A 17,721-nucleotide genomic window follows, 5' to 3' on the forward strand; every position below is an offset into this window, starting at 1 on the left:
CGCGGCCGCCTTGTGCGGCCGCGGATTTCCTGCCGGCGGGAATTACCCGCGGGGCAGGGTATCCAGCGACCAGCCATTGGCATCCACGCGCAGCACCGAGCCCTGTTCGTACCAGTCGCCGAGCACGATGCGGGTGCGGTCGCGGCCGCCGGCCTGCAGCGTATGGATGGCCGGGCGGTGGGTATGGCCATGGATCATGGTGTCCACGCCGTGGCGGACGAAGGTTGCATCGACTTCGGACGGGGCGACGTCGGTGACGGTCTCAAACTGCGCGCGATCGCCCTGCTTCATTTCCGACTGGCGGGCCTGGCTCGCCTCGCGCGCCTTCTGCGCGAAGGCGATGCGTGCGGCCAGCGGCTGCGACAGGAACTGCGCCTGGAACACCGGGTCGCGGGTCTGCGCACGGAACTGCTGGTAGGGGATGTCATCGGTGCACAGCAGGTCACCATGCTGCAGCAGCACCGGGCGGCCGTACAGCTCGATCACGCACGGGTCGGGCAGGATGCGCAGGCCGGCACGGCGCGCATAGTCCTCGCCAAGCAGGAAATCGCGGTTGCCGCGGATGAAGTACACGGGCACGCCGCTGTCGGACAGCACCTTCAACGCATCGGCCACCGCATCGGCGGCCGGAGAGGGCGTGTCGTCGCCGATCCAGGCCTCGAACAGGTCGCCGAGAATGTACAGCGCATCGGCGCCGGGCGCCTGCTCGCGCAGGAAGCGCAGGAACAGGTCGGTGATCTCCGGACGGCTGGGGTCCAGGTGCAGGTCGGATATGAACAACGTGGTCATGCCTGCATTCTAGGCCATCAATGATGATGGTAGCGCCGCGGGAGTCGCGCGGTCGGATCGCATTTCCGGCGGAAAAGCGATCTGATCCCTGGGCTACACCGGCAGCGGCAGCCAGGTCAGGCTGGCCGAAGCCAGCAGGACGGCGATGCCCGTGGCGGCGAGCACGTCGGAAGGATAGTGCAGGCCCAGCACCACCCGCGACAGCGCGACACCGAGGGTGAACGGTACCAGCAAGGGTGCCAGCCAGGGGTAATAGGCCAGTGCGACGATGGTGAACGACACTGCGTGCAGGGTGTGCCCGGAGGGGAAGCTGAATTCGTCCAACGGTACCACCCAGGCGCGGATGCGAAGATCGGCCGCGTAAGGCCGCGGACGCCGCGTCCAGCGCTTGAGGCCCTTGTACAGCAGCAATGCGGCCAGGCCGGTGGCGGCCATGTGCACCGAGGCGCGCAGGCCATCGAAGCCATCCAGCACCACCAGCGCAGCCATCAGCACATACCAGAACACGCCATCGCCGAGACGGCTGATGACCGAGAACAGGTGGCGCACGCGGCGGCGCCGGCAGTAGTGGTTCGCCCGCCGGCACAAGCGCGCCTCGCGCCCTGCCAGCAGTTCAAGCGGCGTGGTGCGCATGGCCGCTCCTCCGCGACTGCGCAAGCTCGGCCAGCAACGCATCGAACTCGGCCACCACCTGCTGTGGATGCAATCGCTTCATCGCGCGTGCAGCATTGCCGCCCAGTTCGTGGCGTTTCGCGTCATCGGCGGCCAGTTGCACGGCGGCCTCGATGAACTGCTCGTCGCTGTCCACCGCTGCGCCGTTCTCGCCGTTGCGCAGGTACTCACGCGCGGCGCCGTAGTCGAAGGCCACGGTGGCCACACCGCTGGCCATGCTTTCCAGAGTCACATTGCCGAATGTCTCGCTGCGGCTGGGGAACAGGAACAGATCGCCGCTGGCGAAGTGGCGGGCCAGCGCATCGCCGCGCTGGATGCCACAGAAGATGAAATCGGGATTTTCATGTGCCAGCTTCTCGCGGGCCGGGCCGTCACCCACCCATACAAAGCGTGCCTTGGGCCGGATCTGCTGCAGGCGGCGGAATGCCTTCACCGCCAGGCCGAGGTTCTTTTCGGCAGCAATGCGGCCGACATGGATCGCCACCAGGCCGTTGCCATCCACGCCCCATTCCTCGCGCAGTGCAGGGTCGCGCCGGCCTGGATCGAACTGCTGGCTGTCCACCGCACGGGCCAGCAGGCGCACGCGTTCGAAGCCCTGTTCGCCGAGGAACTGCTGCAGTTCGCGGGTCGGCACCAGGGTAGCGTCCGCCTGGTTGTGGAAGCGGCGCATCCAGCGCATGGCCGCGGCCTGCAGCCATGCCACGCCATAGTCGGGCAAGTACTCGTCGAAGCGGGTGTGGAAGCCGCTGGCGACCGGAATGCCGAGGCGACGTGCGGTACGCAGTGCCGACCAGCCGAGTGGACCTTCTGTGGCGATGTAGACCGCATCCGGACGCTGATTCTGCCAATGGCGGCCCAGCCGGATCGGGGCTGGCAGGCCGAAGCGCAGGCCGGGGTAGCGGGGCAGGGCAGCGCCGGGAACCAGCAGGGTGCCGGGTGCCGAATCCAGCGCTTCGGTGGACTGGCGGGGGCGGACGAGGTCGATCTCGTGTCCGGCTGCACGCAGACCCTGCTCCAGGCCCTGTACGGTGAGGGCGACGCCGTTGACTTCCGGCGGATAGGTCTCGGTGACGATGGCATAGCGCATGGCGGGCCTCCCGGTTTCCGGCATGCTCGGGCCTGGCGATGTAGCCGACATGACCGCTTTGCGACCGTCAGATGACGGGGGCGCCGGCCACCGAAGGGGCGCTGCGGCCAACAAAAAACCACGGCCCCGAAGGGCCGTGGTCCTGGTGCTTCATGTCACAGCGCGATGGATCAGAAGCGCTGCTGGTACTTCATGTAGACGAAGCGGCCGATGTCGTAGCCACCGTAGTACGAGAAGGCCGAGTTCGGCTTGCTGTACATGATCGGGCCGGTCTTTTCGAACACGTTGTTGGCACCGACCGACACGGTGGCATCCCACGGCAGCGAGTAACGCACCTGCACGTCGTGGAAGGTGACCGCACCACGCTCGTTGTAGTTGCGGGCGCCCTTGTACCACGGTGCATACACACCCGGATCCGAGCATTCGTCCGGGTACAGCGCGATGTTCGAGCAGGTTTCCTTCACGCCCGAGTAGTAACGCGCGGTCCAGCTCGCGCCGAAGTTGCCCCGCTCGTAGCCCAGCACCAGGTTGGAACGGACGCGGAAGGCGCTGCCGATGCCGTTGGTGACGATCGGAACGATCGAGTTGTCGTTGGAGGTGCGGTAGGTCGCACTGGACACGTAGGTGGTGGCCGAGTTCACGTTGAACTTGCCGAACCGGGTGTCCAGACGGTAGCTCACGTCCAGGTCGTAGCCTTCGGTTTCCATGAAGCCCGCGTTGCGGTTGCCGAACTTCAGGTTGGTCACGATGCCGGTCACCGGGTCACGCTGGAAGCGCGAGCAGCGCGCTTCGATGCCCGACTCGTAGCAGTCCTGCAGGATCTGGGTCGGCGTGTCGGCGATGATCGTGTTGTCGATGCGGATCTTCCACCAGTCCAGCGAGGCGTTGAAGCCCTGGATGAAGCTCGGGCTCCAGACCAGGCCCAGGGTCTTGCTGGTCGAGGTTTCCGGCGTCAGCAGCGGGTTGGACCCGGAGGTGAACGGCACCGGGGTTGCGTCCGTCGACGTGTTCACCGGGGTGCCGCCCTGGCGCAGCTGGCGGAAGGTATTCGCATTGGCGATGTCGCGTGCGCAACGTGCACGGACTTCGGCGCTGGAGGCCGAGGAACCGAAACGGGTGTCGCACGGATCGCTGAACTGCGCGAAGGTCTCCGAACCACCACCGAACAGGTCGCTGATGGTCGGTGCACGGAAGCCCTCGGCCCAGGTGCCACGCACCATCAGCGAGTCGATCGGCTTCCACTTGAAGCCGAACTTGCTGTTGAGCGTGTTGCCGAAGGTGTTGTAGTCCGAGAAGCGGGTTGCGCCATTGAAGGTCAGTTCCTTCGCGCCCGGCAGGTCGGCCAGCACCGGAACGTTCACTTCCAGGTAGGCCTCGTTGACGGTGTAGTCACCGCCGGTCGGGCCTGCGGCCAGGTTGGTGGTAGCGCCGGTCTGGGCCAGGGCATCCGGGGTGTACTTGCCTTCTTCCTTGCGGCTTTCCACGCCGAAGGCGAAGCCGAGATCGCCAGCCGGCAGGGTCACGATGCTGCCAGCGATGTTGGCAAAGAAGTTCTTGGAGGTGGTGCGGCCCTTGGTGATCTCTTCCGGGAACAGCCACGCCTGCAGTTCTTCGTTGCCGTACAGGCCATCGGCAGCCGTCGTGCCATACGGCACCAACGGGTTCCACGGCTTGCACACGTCATAGGAGATCGGTGCAGCTGCGGTACCGCACTGCACCTTGCCGGTGGCGGCGTTGTAGAACGACGGGCCGACGCCGCCGGCGACGCGACCCTTGTGCAGGTTGCCGGTGGCCACCGATTCCAGCTCATTGCGGTTGTACTGGTAGCCCACTTCCCAGTCGAAGTAGCGGCTGCCGATCTCGAACGAACCGTCGAACGACGCCACCGCGCGGTAGGTCTTCAGCTCGCTGGTGGTCACGCGCGGCACTTCCCAGGTGCGGCGGTTCCAGGCCACGGCGGTCGGGTTGGCGTAACCGTGCTGGCGGCCGAACGGGTTGAAGTAGCTGTTGATCGACATCGAGCCGACACCGGCGGTGCTCGACTGCAGCGGATAGCCCGCGATCTGGCGGGTGGACTCACGCTTGTTGTAGCCCAGCTCGGTGCGGAAGTTGACGTTGTCGGTGATCTTGAAGCGGCCGTCGAAATAGACCGAGTCGCGCTTGACCGGATACATCACATGCATCTGGTCGTTGGCGTTGCTCACGTCACCGGTGAAAGGCGTGGTATCGGTGAGGTGGTAATTGGCCGGGTTGGTGGGATCCGCGCCGCGGTTGAGGGAATAGCCGCAACCCGCAGTGGCGGTACAGCCCGGGCCGCGCAGACCCGTGAACTGGCCGTACTGGCTGATCGTGGTCCAGTTGCTGCTGTCGTAAGGATGGCGATCGGTCATGCCGTACTTGCTGAAGCCGCGATCGCGCGCCCACACGCCCTTCTCTTCGGCATGCTCGGCCGACAGGGTCAACGACACGCGCTCATTGCTCCAGCCGGCGACCACGTCGAAGCGGTCGCGGGCACCGTCGCCCTGGCTGTACTGGCCGTGGTAGACGTTGGCAGTCACACCAGTGACATTGGAACGGGTGATGATGTTCACCACACCGGCCATGGCGTCGGAGCCATAGATCGCAGAGGCGCCGTCCTTCAGCACCTCGATGCGTTCCACGGCGGACACCGGCAGCGTGGAGATGTCCTGGTAGCCGGACGTGCTGATGCCCAGGCGCTTGCCGTTGACCAGCACCAGGGTGCGCTGGGTGCCCAGGTTGCGCATGTCGATGTAGGTGCCGCCCGCGTTCTCGCCTGCGGTCAGCGCATTGGCGCGGCTGATGGTCGGGCTGCCCATCGCGGTGACGTTCTGCAGGATGTCGGCAACCGAGCTGAACCCCTGCTTTTCGATGTCGTTGCGGCTGATCGCGAACACCGGCTGTGCGGTTTCCACGTCCACCTGGCGGATGCGCGAGCCGGTGATCTCGATGCGGTCGAGGTTGGTCGGGTTGGCGTTGCTGCCTTCCTGGGCAAACGCGGGCAGCGCTGCCAGCGCTGCAGTGGTAGCCAGGGCGTAGCGGATGGCCTGCCCCAGTGCGGTGGTGCGTGAAGTCATGGCGAGCTCTCTCTCTCTCAGGTCGTGCACAGGACGCCAAAGGGGGCGTCGAAGGAGCCAGCAGGGTCGATGACCGAGCCGGTGACCCGATAGTAGTCTCGTTAGTTAATGCTCTGTAAAGAGTTCGTATCCATTCATGTCACGCGGCCGCGCCAGCCTTCACAAAACGTGAACAAAAGCAGGCGCTTACGTGATGGCAGCGATGGCCCACAGCGCGCCGTTGTGGTGCGGAGCAGCACAAAAAACCGCCAGACTGCGCAAAGTGGGAGTGGGAAATGCGTCACCTCGGTTGTCCTGTGGACAACAGCGGACAGCGTATTCAGGCCACGAACGGACGGAACTGGATGCCCAGCCCGGCGATGCCATCGGTCTCGCCGATCAGGTCCGCGCGCAGCAGCGGGCGGGCATCGATGAAGGCCTGCGGCACGATCAGCGACAGCCGGTTGTCGTCGGCGGTCAGTTCCAGTGCCGGCAGCGGATCGTCTTCGTGGGCGCGATTGAGCAGCACCGCCAGCCGCAGCAGGGCCGCCAGCCGGCGTGCGGTCAGCAGCAGTCGCTCGGGCAGGGCGTCGAAGGCGGTCTTGGTCACGCTGCGGCGGTGGCTGCGCACCAGAGCCGCCAGCATCTGCTGCTCCTGGCGCGAGAAGCCGGCGATATCCGAGTGTTCCAGCACATAGCTGCCATGCACGTGGTAGCCGCTGTGCGCGATCATCAGGCCCAGCTCGTGCAGGCGCGCGGCCCAGCCGAGCATGCGCGCATCGTCGGCATCGAGCCTCCAGCGCTCCTGCACCTGTTCCAGCAGGGACAGCGCGGTGTCCTGCACGCGCTCGGCCTGGACGGTATCGATACCGTAGCGCTGGCTGAGCGCAGCCACCGATTCGTCACGCAGGTCGTTCTCGCCGGCGCGGCCGACGATGTCATACAGGATGCCTTCGCGCATCGCCGCCTTGCTGACCAGCAGTTTCTGCAGGCCCAGCGCCTGGAAGGCCGCTTCCAGCACCAGGATGCCGCCGGCGATGATCGGGCGGCGGTCGCTGGACAGGCCCGGCAGCTGGATGTCGTCGATCTTCTTGGCCTTCAGCAGTTCATCGCGCAGCTGCGGCAGGGCCTCGGCGGTGATGGCGCCCTTGCTCAGCTTCATCGTCGCGCAGATCTCGCTGATCGCCTTGTGCGTGCCCGAAGAGCCCAACGCTTCCTGCCAGCCCAGCGCGCGGTACTTGCTGGCGAAAGGCTGGAACTCGCGGCCAATCTCGGCCAGCGCGTCCTTCCAGCGCTTCTTGCTCAGCTTGCCGCCGGGGAAAAAGCGCCGGGTGCTGGCGATGCAGCCGGCCTGCAGGCTTTCGCGCTCCAGGGTCTGCATGCCCATGCCGATGATGAACTCGGTGGAGCCACCGCCGATGTCGATCACCAGCCGGCGCTGCCCGGGCTTGGGCGGTTGCGCGTGGGCCACGCCCAGGTAGATCAGGCGCGCTTCTTCGCGCCCGCTGACCACTTCGATGGCATGCCCCAGTGCGGTCTCGGCCGGTACCAGGAACGACTGCGGCGAGCGCAGCTGGCGCACGGTGTTGGTGGCCAGCGCGCGCACCCGGTGCGGCGGCACATTGCGGATGCGCTGGCCGAAGCGGGCCAGGCATTCCAGTGCACGTTGGCGTGCAGCGGAAGAGAGACCACCTTTGCCATCCAGGCCATCGGCCATGCGCACCGTCTCGCGCAGGCGGTCGATCACCCGCAGCTGGCCGAGCGTATAGCGCGCGATGACCATGTGGAAACTGTTGGAGCCAAGGTCGATGGCGGCCAGCAGGTCGCCATCCTGCAATGCGGGCGGAGTCGTGGTGGTGTGCGGCATGGACGAATGTTAGCCGAAGGGGCGGTGTGCTCGTCACCGCGCGGCCTTCACATTTTGGAAGAGGGCGTGCCGCAGGACTGCAAGGGGTCAGATCCCTTTCCCGCAGGAAAGGGATCTGACCCCGTGGCGATCGAACCCCGACCAGCGGTCGGGATCTACCGGGGCAGGGTCAGAGCCCCTGCATCAACGCCATCTGCGCCGAATGCGGGGCTTCGTCGTGGGCTGGGGCACGCTTGTGGTAGATGCCGTGCGCGTCCAGCTCCCAGGCGTTGAGGTTGTCGTCAAGGTAGTTCTGCAGGACTTCGCGGTAGACCCGCTTGGCCAGTTCCGGATCGAGGATCGGGAAGCAGGTCTCGACCCGGCGCAGCAGGTTGCGTTCCAGCCAGTCGGCGCTGGCGCAGTACATTTCCGGTGCGCCGTCGTTGCCGAACCAGTAGACGCGGCTGTGTTCCAGGAAGCGGCCGACGATCGAGCGCACGCGGATGTTGTCCGAGATGCCCGGCACGCCCGGTCGCAGCGTGCAGGCGCCGCGGATGATCAGGTCGATCTGCACGCCGGCCTGCGACGCGGCGTACAGCGCGCGCACCACCTGCGGTTCGTTCAGTGCGTTCATCTTGGCGATGATCCGCGCCGGGCGGCCAGCGGCGGCGATGCGCGTCTCGCGCTCGATGCGGCCGAGGATGCCGGTGTGCAGGGTGAAGGGCGACTGCAGCAGGCGCTTGAGCTTCATCTTCGACGCCAGCCCGGACAGCTGCTGGAACAGCAGGTGCACGTCATTGCCGATGTCCGCATCGGCGGTGATCAGGCTGATGTCGGTATACGCGCGGGCGGTGCCGCTGTGGTAGTTGCCGGTACCCAGGTGCACGTAGCGGCGCAGCTTGCGGCCCTCGCGGCGCACGATCAGCAGCATCTTGGCGTGGGTCTTGTAGCCGACCACGCCGTACACCACCTGCACGCCGGCTTCCTGCAGGCGATCGGCCAGGCCGAGGTTGGCTTCTTCGTCGAAGCGGGCGCGCAGTTCGACCACCACGGTCACGTCCTTGCCGTTACGCGCGGCCTGGATCAGCGCATCGACGATCAGTGAGTCCTTGCCGGTGCGGTACAGGGTCTGCTTGATCGCCAGCACGTTCGGATCGATTGCCGCCTGCCGGATCAGGTCCAGCACTGCGGTGAAGGCGTCGAATGGGTGGTGCAGCAGCAGGTCCTGGCGCGCCACCGTCTCGAAGATGCCGTCACTGTCGCGCAGCGTGCGCGGGGTCATCGGCGGGTATTTCAGGTCCGGTTGCGCGATCAGGTCGTACAGCTGGATGATGCGGTTGAGGTTGACCGGGCCATCGATGCGGTACACCGCGTTCTCGGTCAGGCCGAAATTCTGCAGCAGGGTCCGCACGATCTCGCGCGGCATGTCGTGCGCGATCTCCAGCCGCACCGCTGGCCGGTAGCCGCGGTCGACCAGTTCGTCGCGTAGTGCCAGCGCCAGGTTCTCCACTTCCTCCTCGTCCACCACCAGCTCGGAATTGCGGGTGACGCGGAACTGGTAGGCGCCCTGGACTTCCATGCCCGGGAACAGCTCATCGACGAAGGTCGACAGCACCGACGAGAGGAACACGAAGTTCTGGGGCCCGCCGAGCTTTTCCGGCAGCTGGATGATGCGCGGCAGTGAGCGCGGCGCACGCACGATGGCCAGGTGGCCGGCGCGGCCGAACGCATCGGTGCCCTTGAGCACCACCACGATGTTCAGCGACTTGTTGAGGATCTTCGGGAACGGGTGCACCGGGTCCAGGCCCAGTGGCGACAGCACCGGCATGATCTCGTTGCGGAAGTAGGCGCGCAGCCAGCGCTTCTGGCGGTCGGTCCAGGAGTGGCGGCCGAGCACGCCGATGCCGGCCTCCATCAGCGCCGGCCGCAGCGTCTCGTTCCAGCAGCGGTACTGCTGGTCCACCAGTTCGGCGGCGCGGTCATGGATGGCGCTCAGGATGGCCTGCGGGCTCATCCCGTCCGGTGCGGGTGGCAGGCCGTACTCCTGCGCGTGGCGCACGGCGGCGGCGCGGATCTCGAAGAACTCGTCGAGGTTGGTGCAGGAGATGCACATGAAGCGCAGGCGCTCCAGCAGCGGCACCTGCGGGTCCATCGCCTGGGCCAGCACGCGGAAGTTGAAATCCAGCTGTGACAGTTCGCGATTGATGTACAGCGCCGGGTCACGCAACGGATCGTTGTCCGGGCTCACGGGGAGGGGGAGGGATCCGAGGCTGCTCATGGCGTCATTCTTCGATGGAGGTCAAGGGGGCGGACTCGCGCGGGCGCACGTGGTCGGCATCGAAATGGCAGGAGAACACCGAGCCCTTGCCGACTTCGCTTTCAATTTCCAGCCGTGCGTGGTGCAGGCCGAGGATGTGCTTGACGATGGACAGGCCCAGGCCGGTACCACCGCTTTCGCGCGAGCGGCTGCTGGAGACACGGTAGAAGCGTTCGGTCAGGCGCGGCAGGTGGGTGGCCGGGATGCCGTAGCCGGAGTCACGCACCGCCAGCACCGCACCGTCGCCCTCGCGGCGGAACTCCACCGCGATGCGCCCACCGGCCGGCGTATAGCGCACCGCATTGGTGACCAGGTTGGAGAAGGCGCTGTGCAGCTCCTTGGTCGAGCCCTGAAGGTCAACGCCGGCCAGGTCGTCGATGCTGATCTGGTGGCGGCCCTGGCTGTGCGCTTCGGCTTCGCGGCGCAGGGTGGCCAGCATCGGCTGCATGGCTACGGTCTCGTCCTCGCTGTGTTCCTGCGATTCGAGGCGCGACAGGGTCAGCAGGTCTTCCACCAGCTGGGCCATGCGCTGGCTCTGCTTGCGCATTTCTTCCAGCATCGGTCCGGTTCCCGGGAAATCCTCCGGGTCCATCATGTCCAGGTAGCCGTGGACCACGGTGAGCGGCGTGCGCAGCTCGTGTGAAACGTTGGCGACGAAATCCCGCCGCACCTGCTCCAGGCGCAGCAGCTTGCTGACGTCACGCGCGATCAGCAGCCAGTAGTCCGACGAATAGGGAATCAGGCGCAGGTTCAGGCGGATCGCCGGATCGACCGGCGAGGGTACGTCCAGGATGGGCTCGGCATTGCGGCCACCGGCCAGCCAGTGCGCCAGCGGCATCGGCTGCAGGCGCTCGACCAGGGCCTCGCCAAGGTCGCCGGGATGGTGCAGGCCGAGCAGGGCGGTAGCCGCTTCGTTGAACCACTGCACGCGCTGGCTGTTGCGATCCAGCACGACGACAGCATCGGGCAGCGCGGCGGCAGCGGCGCGGTAGCTGCGCAGCATGTCCAGCAGGCGGCGCTTGCGCACGCGCATTTCCACCTGGTTGCGGTACAGCAGGCGGTCCAGTTCGTTCCAGACGCCGGTGCCTTCTTCGGCGGTGTCCCAGCGCTGGCGAGCGGTCAGCCGGCGCAGAACGCTGCGCAGGCGCCAGTAATGCCAGGCCAGGGTCGCCAGCGCGCCCAGTGCGATGCACAACCACAGATGGCCCGTGAACCACCCCACCAGTCCGGCGAACAGCAGCACCGCGGCAACGGTGGCCAGGGTCTTCAACCAGGCAGAGCGGATGTGGCGGGGCATTGCGATCTCGTCGTTGAGGTGCGGCGGTTCACTGGGGTGAACCGAGGGTTATAGCAGAGTTGCCGGCACCGGCACCTGCACTGCAGGTGCGCGGTGCCGGCACGACGAGACTCAGGTGGCGGTGGAGAAGCGGTAGCCGGCGCCGCGCACGGTCTGCACCATGTTCTCGGCGTTGAACGGCTCCAGCGTCTTGCGCAGGCGGCGGATATGCACGTCGATGGTGCGTTCCTCCACGTAAACGCTGCCGCCCCACACATGGTCCAGCAGCTGCGCGCGGGTGTAGACGCGCTCCGGGTGGGTCATGAAGAAATGCAGCAGGCGGTATTCGGTCGGGCCGATCGGCACCGGCTGGTCGTTGGCGAACACGCGATGGGCGGCGCCGTCGATACGGATCGGGCCGACGGCTACGCTGCCGTCCTCGTCATCTTCGCGGGCGCGGCGCATGACCGCGCGGATGCGGGCCAGCAGTTCGCGTGCCGAGAACGGCTTGACCACATAGTCATCGACACCGGCCTCGAGGCCACCGACGCGATCGTTCTCCTCGCCGCGGGCGGTCAGCATGATGATCGGCACTTCGCGGGTCAGCGTTTCCTTGCGCCAGCGACGGGCCAGGTCCAGGCCGCTGGTGCCGGGCAGCATCCAGTCCAGCAGGATCAGGTCGGGAACGCGATCGGCGATCGCGGTCTGGGCCTCCCGGGCATCGCCGGCGTGGACCGGTTCGTAATCGCCCTTGCGAAGGGCGAAGGCGACCATTTCACGGATCGCGGGCTCGTCATCGACGATCAGGATGCGTTTCTGCACGAGGACACCGTAGGGCTCGGTTACTGGAGTGGTGCCAGTAGACTACGGTTTGATGACATGTTTGTGACTACCCGGCCGGAACCGGCCCGGATTGCCATCGGCCGGTCATGCGGTGCTCAGCGACGGTCCAGATCCGGGTCCTGCACGCCCTGCCGGCGCAGTTCCAGCACCGTCGGGGTGATCGATTCGATGCGCGCGTCAACCCGCGCGCGGCCGATGTAATCCAGCGCCGGGTTGCGCTTGAGCGCCTGCAGCTGCATCAGCGCCTGTTCTGGCCGCCCGCTGAGGAAGGCGGCCTCGGCATAGGCCTCGCTGGCGCGCACGCTGTCGCCAGCCAACTCACTGGCGCGGGCGAAACGCTGCTGGAAGACCGGATCGTTACCACTTTGCGACAGCAGGGGGCGCAGCATCGCCTGCGCACGCTGGCCGGCTTCGCGGCTGCCTTGTTCGTTCAGGATCTCGGCATAGGTCAGTGCCACCGGGCGGCTGTTGGGGTGTTCGCGCAACAATTGCTCGAAGCGGCTGTTGGCCTGGGCCGCCTGGCCTGCGCGTGACTCCGCCTCGCCCAGGCCCAGCGCCAGCCACAGGTTGCCGGGGTGGGTCTGCAGCAGGCCGGCCAGGGTCTGCCGGGCCTGGCCGGCACCGGCACGGCCACCGCGCATCACCGCCAGCGCCTGGCCGTAGCGCTGCGCATCGTTGAGGCCGTCCTTCTGCCGCTTGGCCAGGTCGGCGTACTCGCGCTCCAGCTCGGGGGTGGAGTCCGCGCTGAGCACGCGCAGACGCTCACGCGCCCACTCGAAGTCACCGCTGGCGCCACGGTTGAGCTGGCCGATCGGCAGGCGCAGCACACTGCCGGGCAGCAGCGGGTTGTTGCCGCGCAGCAGCGGCTCGCCCAGGCTGGGATCGGCCGGGTCCACCCGCTCCTTGCGCTCGCCGGTGGGCGTGCTGGTGGTGAGCAGCACCGTATCCTTCTTCATCTGCTGGGCGCGGGACTTGGCCTCGCTGATGCGGGTGATGTTGACCGGGTGGGTGCGCAGGAACTCGGGCACGCTGTAGCCGCCTTCGTTGCCGCGCATGGCTGCCGACATCCGCTCGAAGAAGCCGGCCATGGCATCCACGTCGTAGCCGCTGCGCGACAGGGTGCGGATGCCGAGGCGGTCGGCCTCGGACTCGTTGGAGCGGGTGTAGTTGATCTGCCGCTGCTGCATCAGGCCCATGCCGGAGCTGATCGCCGCCATCGTCGCGTTGCCGGACGACGTGCTGTTGCTGGCCTGGGCGGCCACTACCGCCGCCAGCATGCCCAGCAGGATCGGGATCTGGTCGCGCTGGGCGCGCTCGACACCGCGCAGCACGTGCTGCTGGGTGACGTGGGCGATTTCGTGGGACAGCACCGCAGCGACCTCGTCCTCGCGCTCGGCGGTCAGCACCAGTCCGGCATTGACCCCGATGTAGCCGCCCAGCGTGGCGAACGCGTTGATCTGGCGGTCGTTCATCACGAAGAAGGTGTACGGCTGCCGCGGCTGGTCACTATTGGAGCCGAGCCGGGTACCCATGGTCTGCAGCCAGTCGTTGACCAGCGGATCTTCCAGCAGGTAGCCGTAGTTGCGCAGCTCGCGCAGCATCATCGCGCCGTACTCGGCCTGGCGGGCCGGGGTCAGCAGCTCGCCGGCCGAAGAGCCGATGTCGGGCAGCTTCTCCTGGGCCTGGGCCAGCGGCATGGCCAGGGCCAGGGTGACGGCGGTAGTCAGCAGCAGGGCTCGCAAGCAGAAGGTCCTCGGGCGGGGCGCGCCAAGCGTGGCAGGGCGGGGGGCAACCATTCGTTAATCCACAGTGTTGCGGCCGTGGCGTGGAAATTCCAGCGCACCGGTACCATATGTAGACCGTCGATCCATCGTGGAGTTTCCCGTGACAGCCCAGACCGCCGGCGGTGCCCCCGCCATCACCATCTATTCCACTGCCGTCTGCCCGTACTGCGTGGCCGCCAAGAACTTCCTGAAGAGCAAGGGCCAGCAGTGGACCGAGGTCCGCATCGACCTGGACCCGGCCGAGCGCGAGAAGATGATGGCGCTGACCCGCCGCACCAGCGTGCCGCAGATCTTCGTCGGCGACGTCCATGTCGGCGGCTACGACGACATGATGGCCCTGCACCGTGAAGGCAAGCTCGAGCCGCTGCTGGCCGGGCAGGGCCAGGCATGAGCGCGGCCGACGACGGCAGCAAGGACCGCATCGCCGAGTTCACCGAGTTCCGCAAGCGCATGAACGAGCGCATCCTGGGCGAACCGAACCAGGTGGTGCGCCGCTTCTTCGCGCTGGATACGCAGACCTACCAGGCCGGCGCGCTGGACGTGAAGACCAAGGAGCTGCTGGGCCTGGTGGCCTCGATGGTGCTGCGCTGCGACGACTGCATCAGCTACCACGTGGCCCAGTGCAAGGACGCCGGGGTGACCCGTGAGGAGTTCTTCGAGACCTTCTCGGTCGGCCTGGTGGTAGGCGGCTCCATCGTGATCCCGCACCTGCGCCGCGCGGTCGACTTCCTCGACCAGCTCGAAGGCGGCGCCGCCGCGCCAGCCGCGCACGAGCACTGAGGGTCGTGCCGGCCAGCGGCCGGCATCCCCTGAACCCGACATGGCCGGGGTTGCCGGCCAGCGGCCGGCACTACCGGGCCCTCGAGGGGGCCTGTCCCGCGATCCAACAGCCCAGGAGCCCCTTCTTGTTGAAGGGGCGCGCCGACAGGGCGGGGGTAGAGGGGCGATGCGCGGGCAATTCTGCCTGAGCCGGGGACTGGGACCATGGTCTATTTGGGACCTCGGCCCCGGCTCAGGCATAATTGCCGGTGAAACTTCCTTTGCGCCGGCGTTTCCGGGCACGTCCGGACGGCGTTTTTCCCCCTGTTCGGAACATCGATCAATGACGCAGAAAATTACGGTCATCCGCGGCGACGGCATTGGCCCGGAAATCATGGACGCCACCCTGTTCGTGCTCGACCAGCTCAAGACTGGCCTGGAGTACGAAGACGCCGACGCCGGCCTGGTGGCCCTGGAAAAGCACGGCGACCTGATGCCGGCGGTGACCCTGGAATCGATCGCGCGCAACAAGGTCGCGCTGAAGAGCCCGCTGACCACCCCGGTCGGTGGTGGCTTCACCTCGATCAACGTCAGCCTGCGCCGCCACTTCGACCTGTACGCCAACGTGCGCCCGGCCCACACCTTCCCGAACACCAAGTCGCGTTTCGACAACGTCGACCTGATCACCGTCCGTGAGAACACCGAAGGTGCCTACCTGGCCGAAGGCCAGGAAGTGTCGGCCGACGGCGAGACCGCCTTCTCCGGCACCCGCATCACCCGCAAGGGCTCCGAGCGCATCGTGCGCTACGCCTTCGAGCTGGCCAAGAGCACCGGCCGCAAGAAGGTCACCGCCGTGCACAAGGCCAACATCATCAAGTCGACCTCGGGCCTGTTCCTGAATGTCGCCCGTGAAGTGGCCGCGCAGTACCCGGACATCGAGTTCCAGGAAATGATCGTCGACAACTGCTGCATGCAGCTGGTGATGCGCCCGGAACAGTTCGATGTGATCGTCACCACGAACCTGTTCGGCGACATCATCTCCGACCTGTGCGCCGGCCTGGTCGGCGGCCTGGGCCTGGCTCCGGGCGCCAACATCGGCAAGGATGCGGCGATCTTCGAAGCCGTGCACGGCACCGCGCCGGACATCGCCGGCCAGGGCAAGGCCAATCCGTGCGCGCTGCTGCTGGCGGCCGCGCAGATGCTGGACCACATCGGCCAGCCGGAAAACGCCGAGCGCCTGCGCAAGGCCATCGTGGCGACCATGGAAGCCAAGGATTCGCTGACCGGCGACCTGGGTGGCACCGGCACCACCATGAGCTTTGCCAAGGCCATTGCCAGCCGCCTGTAAGCGGCCGGCCGACCTCGGTCGGACCCACAGCGGGGCGCCTTCGGGCGCCCCGTTGCGTTTTTCCGCCTCTGTAGAGTCGAGCATGGCTCGACTCCACAGAAGCGGTCTGTGCTGATATCGCACAGATCATGTGCTGTTTCACGGCTGGTTCGTGCGCCATCCGCTCCGCATCCTGTGCCCACTTTCCACTGCACAGGAGTCGCTCCATGAATCTCACCGCCTTCGGCCTGGCCAGCTTGCTCGGCATGACCGCCACCATCCCGGTTGCTGCTGCCGAGCCGGCCCATGCCACCATCCGCCATATGGCGGGTGCGCCGGTCGCGACCTCGCTGGATGCGGCGAAGACTGCCGTGCTGGTGATCGACTTCCAGAACGAGTACTTCGATGCCAGGGCCGTACCGGGCTTTGCGGGTGGCCGCATGGTCATTCCCGATGGCGTGGCCGCACTGCGTCAGGCCAGGCGGGTAGTCGAATTCGCCGATGCCCACGGCATCCGCGTGATCCATGTCCAGCACGTGCTGCCGGCCGGCGCACCCCTGTTCGCGCAGGGCAGCGTCAATGCCGCCTTCCATCGCGACCTGCAGCCGCGCCAGGGCGAGACCGTGGTGCAGAAGGACAATGTCAGCGTGTTCGCCGGCGCGTCCGCAGCCGTGCTCGACCCGATGCTGAAGAATGCCGGTATCGATACCCTGATCGTCACTGGCCTGCAGACCCATGCCTGTGTGGCCGGTGCCGCGCGCGACGCAGCGGCCGCCCCACGTGGCTACCGGGTGATCGTCTCGTCCGATGCCAGCGCCAGCCGTGATCTGGATCTGGCCGGCGGCCGTCGCATCGATCATCGCGCGCTGCATGAGGCCTCGCTGGCGCAGATCGAAGACGCCTTCGGCGACGTCATGAGCACCGACGCGATCCTGGCGCTGCCGGTACGCAAGGCCGGTGACGGCGCTTGATAAGCTGGCGGGGCCCGCATGCCGTGGGCCCCGCCACGTGGAGCTGCCCGCCGATGGATCACTTCGCCGCCCTGCGCGCGCTGCGCGCCATCGTTGACGCGGGCAGTTTCACCGCGGCCGCCGAGCGCCTGGGGACCACCCACTCGGCGATGTCGCGGCAGCTGCGGCAGCTGGAAGAACACCTGCAGGTACGCCTGCTCGATCGCAACAGCCGTCGGCTGTCGTTGACCGAGGCCGGGCGCGATTACTACCGCGAGGCGGCAACGCTGCTGGACCGCCTGCAGGAGGCGGACGATCGTGCCCGCGCCGGGCAGGCGCAACCCAGTGGCAGGGTGCGGATCAGCGTGCCGCAGGTAGTGGCCAGCCAGGAACTGCCGCATTGGCTGCCCTCGTTCCTGCAGCGTTACCCGCAGGTCACGCTGGACCTGTCGGCGGATGATCAGGTGGTGGATGTGGTCGGTGGTGGCTTCGACCTGGCGCTGCGCATTGCAGCTTCATTGCCGGACAGCCAGCTGGTCGCGCGCGAACTGGCCAGCTGCCCGCGCATCCTGGTCGCCGCACCGGCCTACCTGGCCCGGCATGGCCTGCCGCGGCAGGCTGCGGATCTGGAGCAGCACACGCTGCTGGGTTTCAGTCCCACCCCATCAATGCCGCCCTGGCAGTTACAGGGGCCGCGCGGCGCCTGCGTGAGCGTTGAAGCCGGGCAGCGCCTGCGTGTGGATGCCACGCCCGCGCTGTACGCCGCCGCGCTGGCCGGAATGGGCATCAGCCTGTTCACCGCGTTGACGGTGCAGGAGGACCTGCGCGCCGGTCGTCTGATCCGCGTGCTGCCGGCCTGGCATGCCGGCCAGCGGCGCTACTTCGCGCTGTATCCGCATGCACGTGCGCTCGCGCCCAAGGTGCGCGCGCTGGTCGAGCACCTTGCGGCGCACTACGCTGCACAGGCTGGCGTGGCTGGCTAGCCGGGAAATGCAGC

Annotated in this window: 14 protein-coding genes; 5 read left to right on the forward strand and 9 right to left on the reverse strand. The window is 67.1% G+C overall.

All coding sequences use genetic code 11. The features are described 5' to 3' along the window. Positions 1 to 42: 42 nt before the first annotated feature. The 9 genes from lpxH to ACUDTM_RS16735 form a co-directional block, all read right to left on the reverse strand. Positions 43 to 789: a UDP-2,3-diacylglucosamine diphosphatase gene (gene lpxH / locus ACUDTM_RS16695; protein ID WP_072169156.1), complete on the reverse strand. Its 747-nt coding sequence runs from the start codon at positions 787 to 789 to the stop codon at positions 43 to 45. Positions 790 to 882: 93 nt separating this feature from the next. Then, the gene (locus tag ACUDTM_RS16700; protein ID WP_445391417.1) at positions 883 to 1,422 is read right to left on the reverse strand and encodes a phosphatase PAP2 family protein; all 540 of its coding nucleotides are present in this window, start codon (positions 1,420 to 1,422) and stop codon (positions 883 to 885) included. After that, on the reverse strand, positions 1,403 to 2,548 hold the full coding sequence (locus ACUDTM_RS16705; protein WP_049438746.1) for a glycosyltransferase family 4 protein: 1,146 nt from the start codon (positions 2,546 to 2,548) through the stop codon (positions 1,403 to 1,405). Before ACUDTM_RS16705 ends, ACUDTM_RS16700 begins: the two co-directional genes overlap by 20 nt. Before the next feature lie 170 nt (positions 2,549 to 2,718). Then, positions 2,719 to 5,643, reverse strand: a complete 2,925-nt coding sequence (locus ACUDTM_RS16710; RefSeq protein ID WP_005415457.1) for a TonB-dependent receptor domain-containing protein — start codon at positions 5,641 to 5,643, stop codon at positions 2,719 to 2,721. Between the two features lie 319 nt (positions 5,644 to 5,962). After that, the gene (ppx, locus tag ACUDTM_RS16715) at positions 5,963 to 7,489 is read right to left on the reverse strand and encodes an exopolyphosphatase (RefSeq protein WP_005415458.1); all 1,527 of its coding nucleotides are present in this window, start codon (positions 7,487 to 7,489) and stop codon (positions 5,963 to 5,965) included. A gap of 169 nt (positions 7,490 to 7,658) precedes the next feature. Continuing rightward, the gene (ppk1, locus tag ACUDTM_RS16720) at positions 7,659 to 9,746 is read right to left on the reverse strand and encodes a polyphosphate kinase 1 (protein ID WP_053500783.1); all 2,088 of its coding nucleotides are present in this window, start codon (positions 9,744 to 9,746) and stop codon (positions 7,659 to 7,661) included. A gap of 4 nt (positions 9,747 to 9,750) precedes the next feature. Next, positions 9,751 to 11,082: a phosphate regulon sensor histidine kinase PhoR gene (phoR, locus tag ACUDTM_RS16725; protein ID WP_061479944.1), complete on the reverse strand. Its 1,332-nt coding sequence runs from the start codon at positions 11,080 to 11,082 to the stop codon at positions 9,751 to 9,753. Positions 11,083 to 11,193: 111 nt separating this feature from the next. Beyond that, a complete protein-coding gene (phoB, locus tag ACUDTM_RS16730; RefSeq protein WP_005408258.1) occupies positions 11,194 to 11,883 on the reverse strand; it encodes a phosphate regulon transcriptional regulator PhoB in 690 nt (229 codons plus the stop codon). A gap of 116 nt (positions 11,884 to 11,999) precedes the next feature. Then, positions 12,000 to 13,700 (reverse strand): M48 family metalloprotease, encoded by a 1,701-nt coding sequence (locus tag ACUDTM_RS16735; RefSeq protein ID WP_172412112.1) that lies wholly within the window; start codon positions 13,698 to 13,700, stop codon positions 12,000 to 12,002. A gap of 88 nt (positions 13,701 to 13,788) precedes the next feature. On the opposite strand from ACUDTM_RS16735, the gene grxC reads away from it, so the two are divergent. The 5 genes from grxC (at position 13,789) to ACUDTM_RS16760 (ending at position 17,707) form a co-directional block, all read left to right on the forward strand. Next, positions 13,789 to 14,079 carry a glutaredoxin 3 gene (grxC, locus tag ACUDTM_RS16740; RefSeq protein WP_004154541.1) on the forward strand — a complete coding sequence of 97 codons (291 nt, stop codon included), beginning with the start codon at positions 13,789 to 13,791 and terminating at the stop codon, positions 14,077 to 14,079. After that, on the forward strand, positions 14,076 to 14,468 hold the full coding sequence (locus ACUDTM_RS16745; protein ID WP_004154542.1) for a carboxymuconolactone decarboxylase family protein: 393 nt from the start codon (positions 14,076 to 14,078) through the stop codon (positions 14,466 to 14,468). The genes grxC and ACUDTM_RS16745 overlap by 4 nt, the downstream gene beginning before the upstream one ends. Positions 14,469 to 14,790: 322 nt before the next feature. After that, the gene (locus ACUDTM_RS16750; protein WP_012479261.1) at positions 14,791 to 15,795 is read left to right on the forward strand and encodes an isocitrate dehydrogenase; all 1,005 of its coding nucleotides are present in this window, start codon (positions 14,791 to 14,793) and stop codon (positions 15,793 to 15,795) included. Between the two features lie 206 nt (positions 15,796 to 16,001). Beyond that, positions 16,002 to 16,745, forward strand: coding sequence for a cysteine hydrolase family protein (locus ACUDTM_RS16755; RefSeq protein ID WP_088496165.1), 744 nt, complete (start codon positions 16,002 to 16,004; stop codon positions 16,743 to 16,745). A 53-nt stretch (positions 16,746 to 16,798) separates the two neighbouring features. Next, positions 16,799 to 17,707 (forward strand): LysR family transcriptional regulator, encoded by a 909-nt coding sequence (locus tag ACUDTM_RS16760; RefSeq protein WP_353762424.1) that lies wholly within the window; start codon positions 16,799 to 16,801, stop codon positions 17,705 to 17,707. Positions 17,708 to 17,721: the final 14 nt, after the last annotated feature.

The organism is Stenotrophomonas maltophilia group sp. vghtpe118 (assembly GCF_052605195.1).

Coding starts and splice junctions, on each gene's coding strand:
- ppx (WP_005415458.1), bottom strand. CDS start 7,489: ATGCCGCACACCACCACGACTCCGCCCGCATTGCAGGATGGCGACCTG.
- ACUDTM_RS16755 (WP_088496165.1), top strand. CDS start 16,002: ATGAATCTCACCGCCTTCGGCCTGGCCAGCTTGCTCGGCATGACCGCC.
- ACUDTM_RS16700 (WP_445391417.1), bottom strand. CDS start 1,422: ATGCGCACCACGCCGCTTGAACTGCTGGCAGGGCGCGAGGCGCGCTTG.
- ACUDTM_RS16760 (WP_353762424.1), top strand. CDS start 16,799: ATGGATCACTTCGCCGCCCTGCGCGCGCTGCGCGCCATCGTTGACGCG.
- ACUDTM_RS16735 (WP_172412112.1), bottom strand. CDS start 13,700: ATGGTTGCCCCCCGCCCTGCCACGCTTGGCGCGCCCCGCCCGAGGACC.
- lpxH (WP_072169156.1), bottom strand. CDS start 789: ATGACCACGTTGTTCATATCCGACCTGCACCTGGACCCCAGCCGTCCG.
- ACUDTM_RS16750 (WP_012479261.1), top strand. CDS start 14,791: ATGACGCAGAAAATTACGGTCATCCGCGGCGACGGCATTGGCCCGGAA.
- ACUDTM_RS16745 (WP_004154542.1), top strand. CDS start 14,076: ATGAGCGCGGCCGACGACGGCAGCAAGGACCGCATCGCCGAGTTCACC.
- ppk1 (WP_053500783.1), bottom strand. CDS start 9,746: ATGAGCAGCCTCGGATCCCTCCCCCTCCCCGTGAGCCCGGACAACGAT.
- phoR (WP_061479944.1), bottom strand. CDS start 11,082: ATGCCCCGCCACATCCGCTCTGCCTGGTTGAAGACCCTGGCCACCGTT.
- ACUDTM_RS16705 (WP_049438746.1), bottom strand. CDS start 2,548: ATGCGCTATGCCATCGTCACCGAGACCTATCCGCCGGAAGTCAACGGC.
- ACUDTM_RS16710 (WP_005415457.1), bottom strand. CDS start 5,643: ATGACTTCACGCACCACCGCACTGGGGCAGGCCATCCGCTACGCCCTG.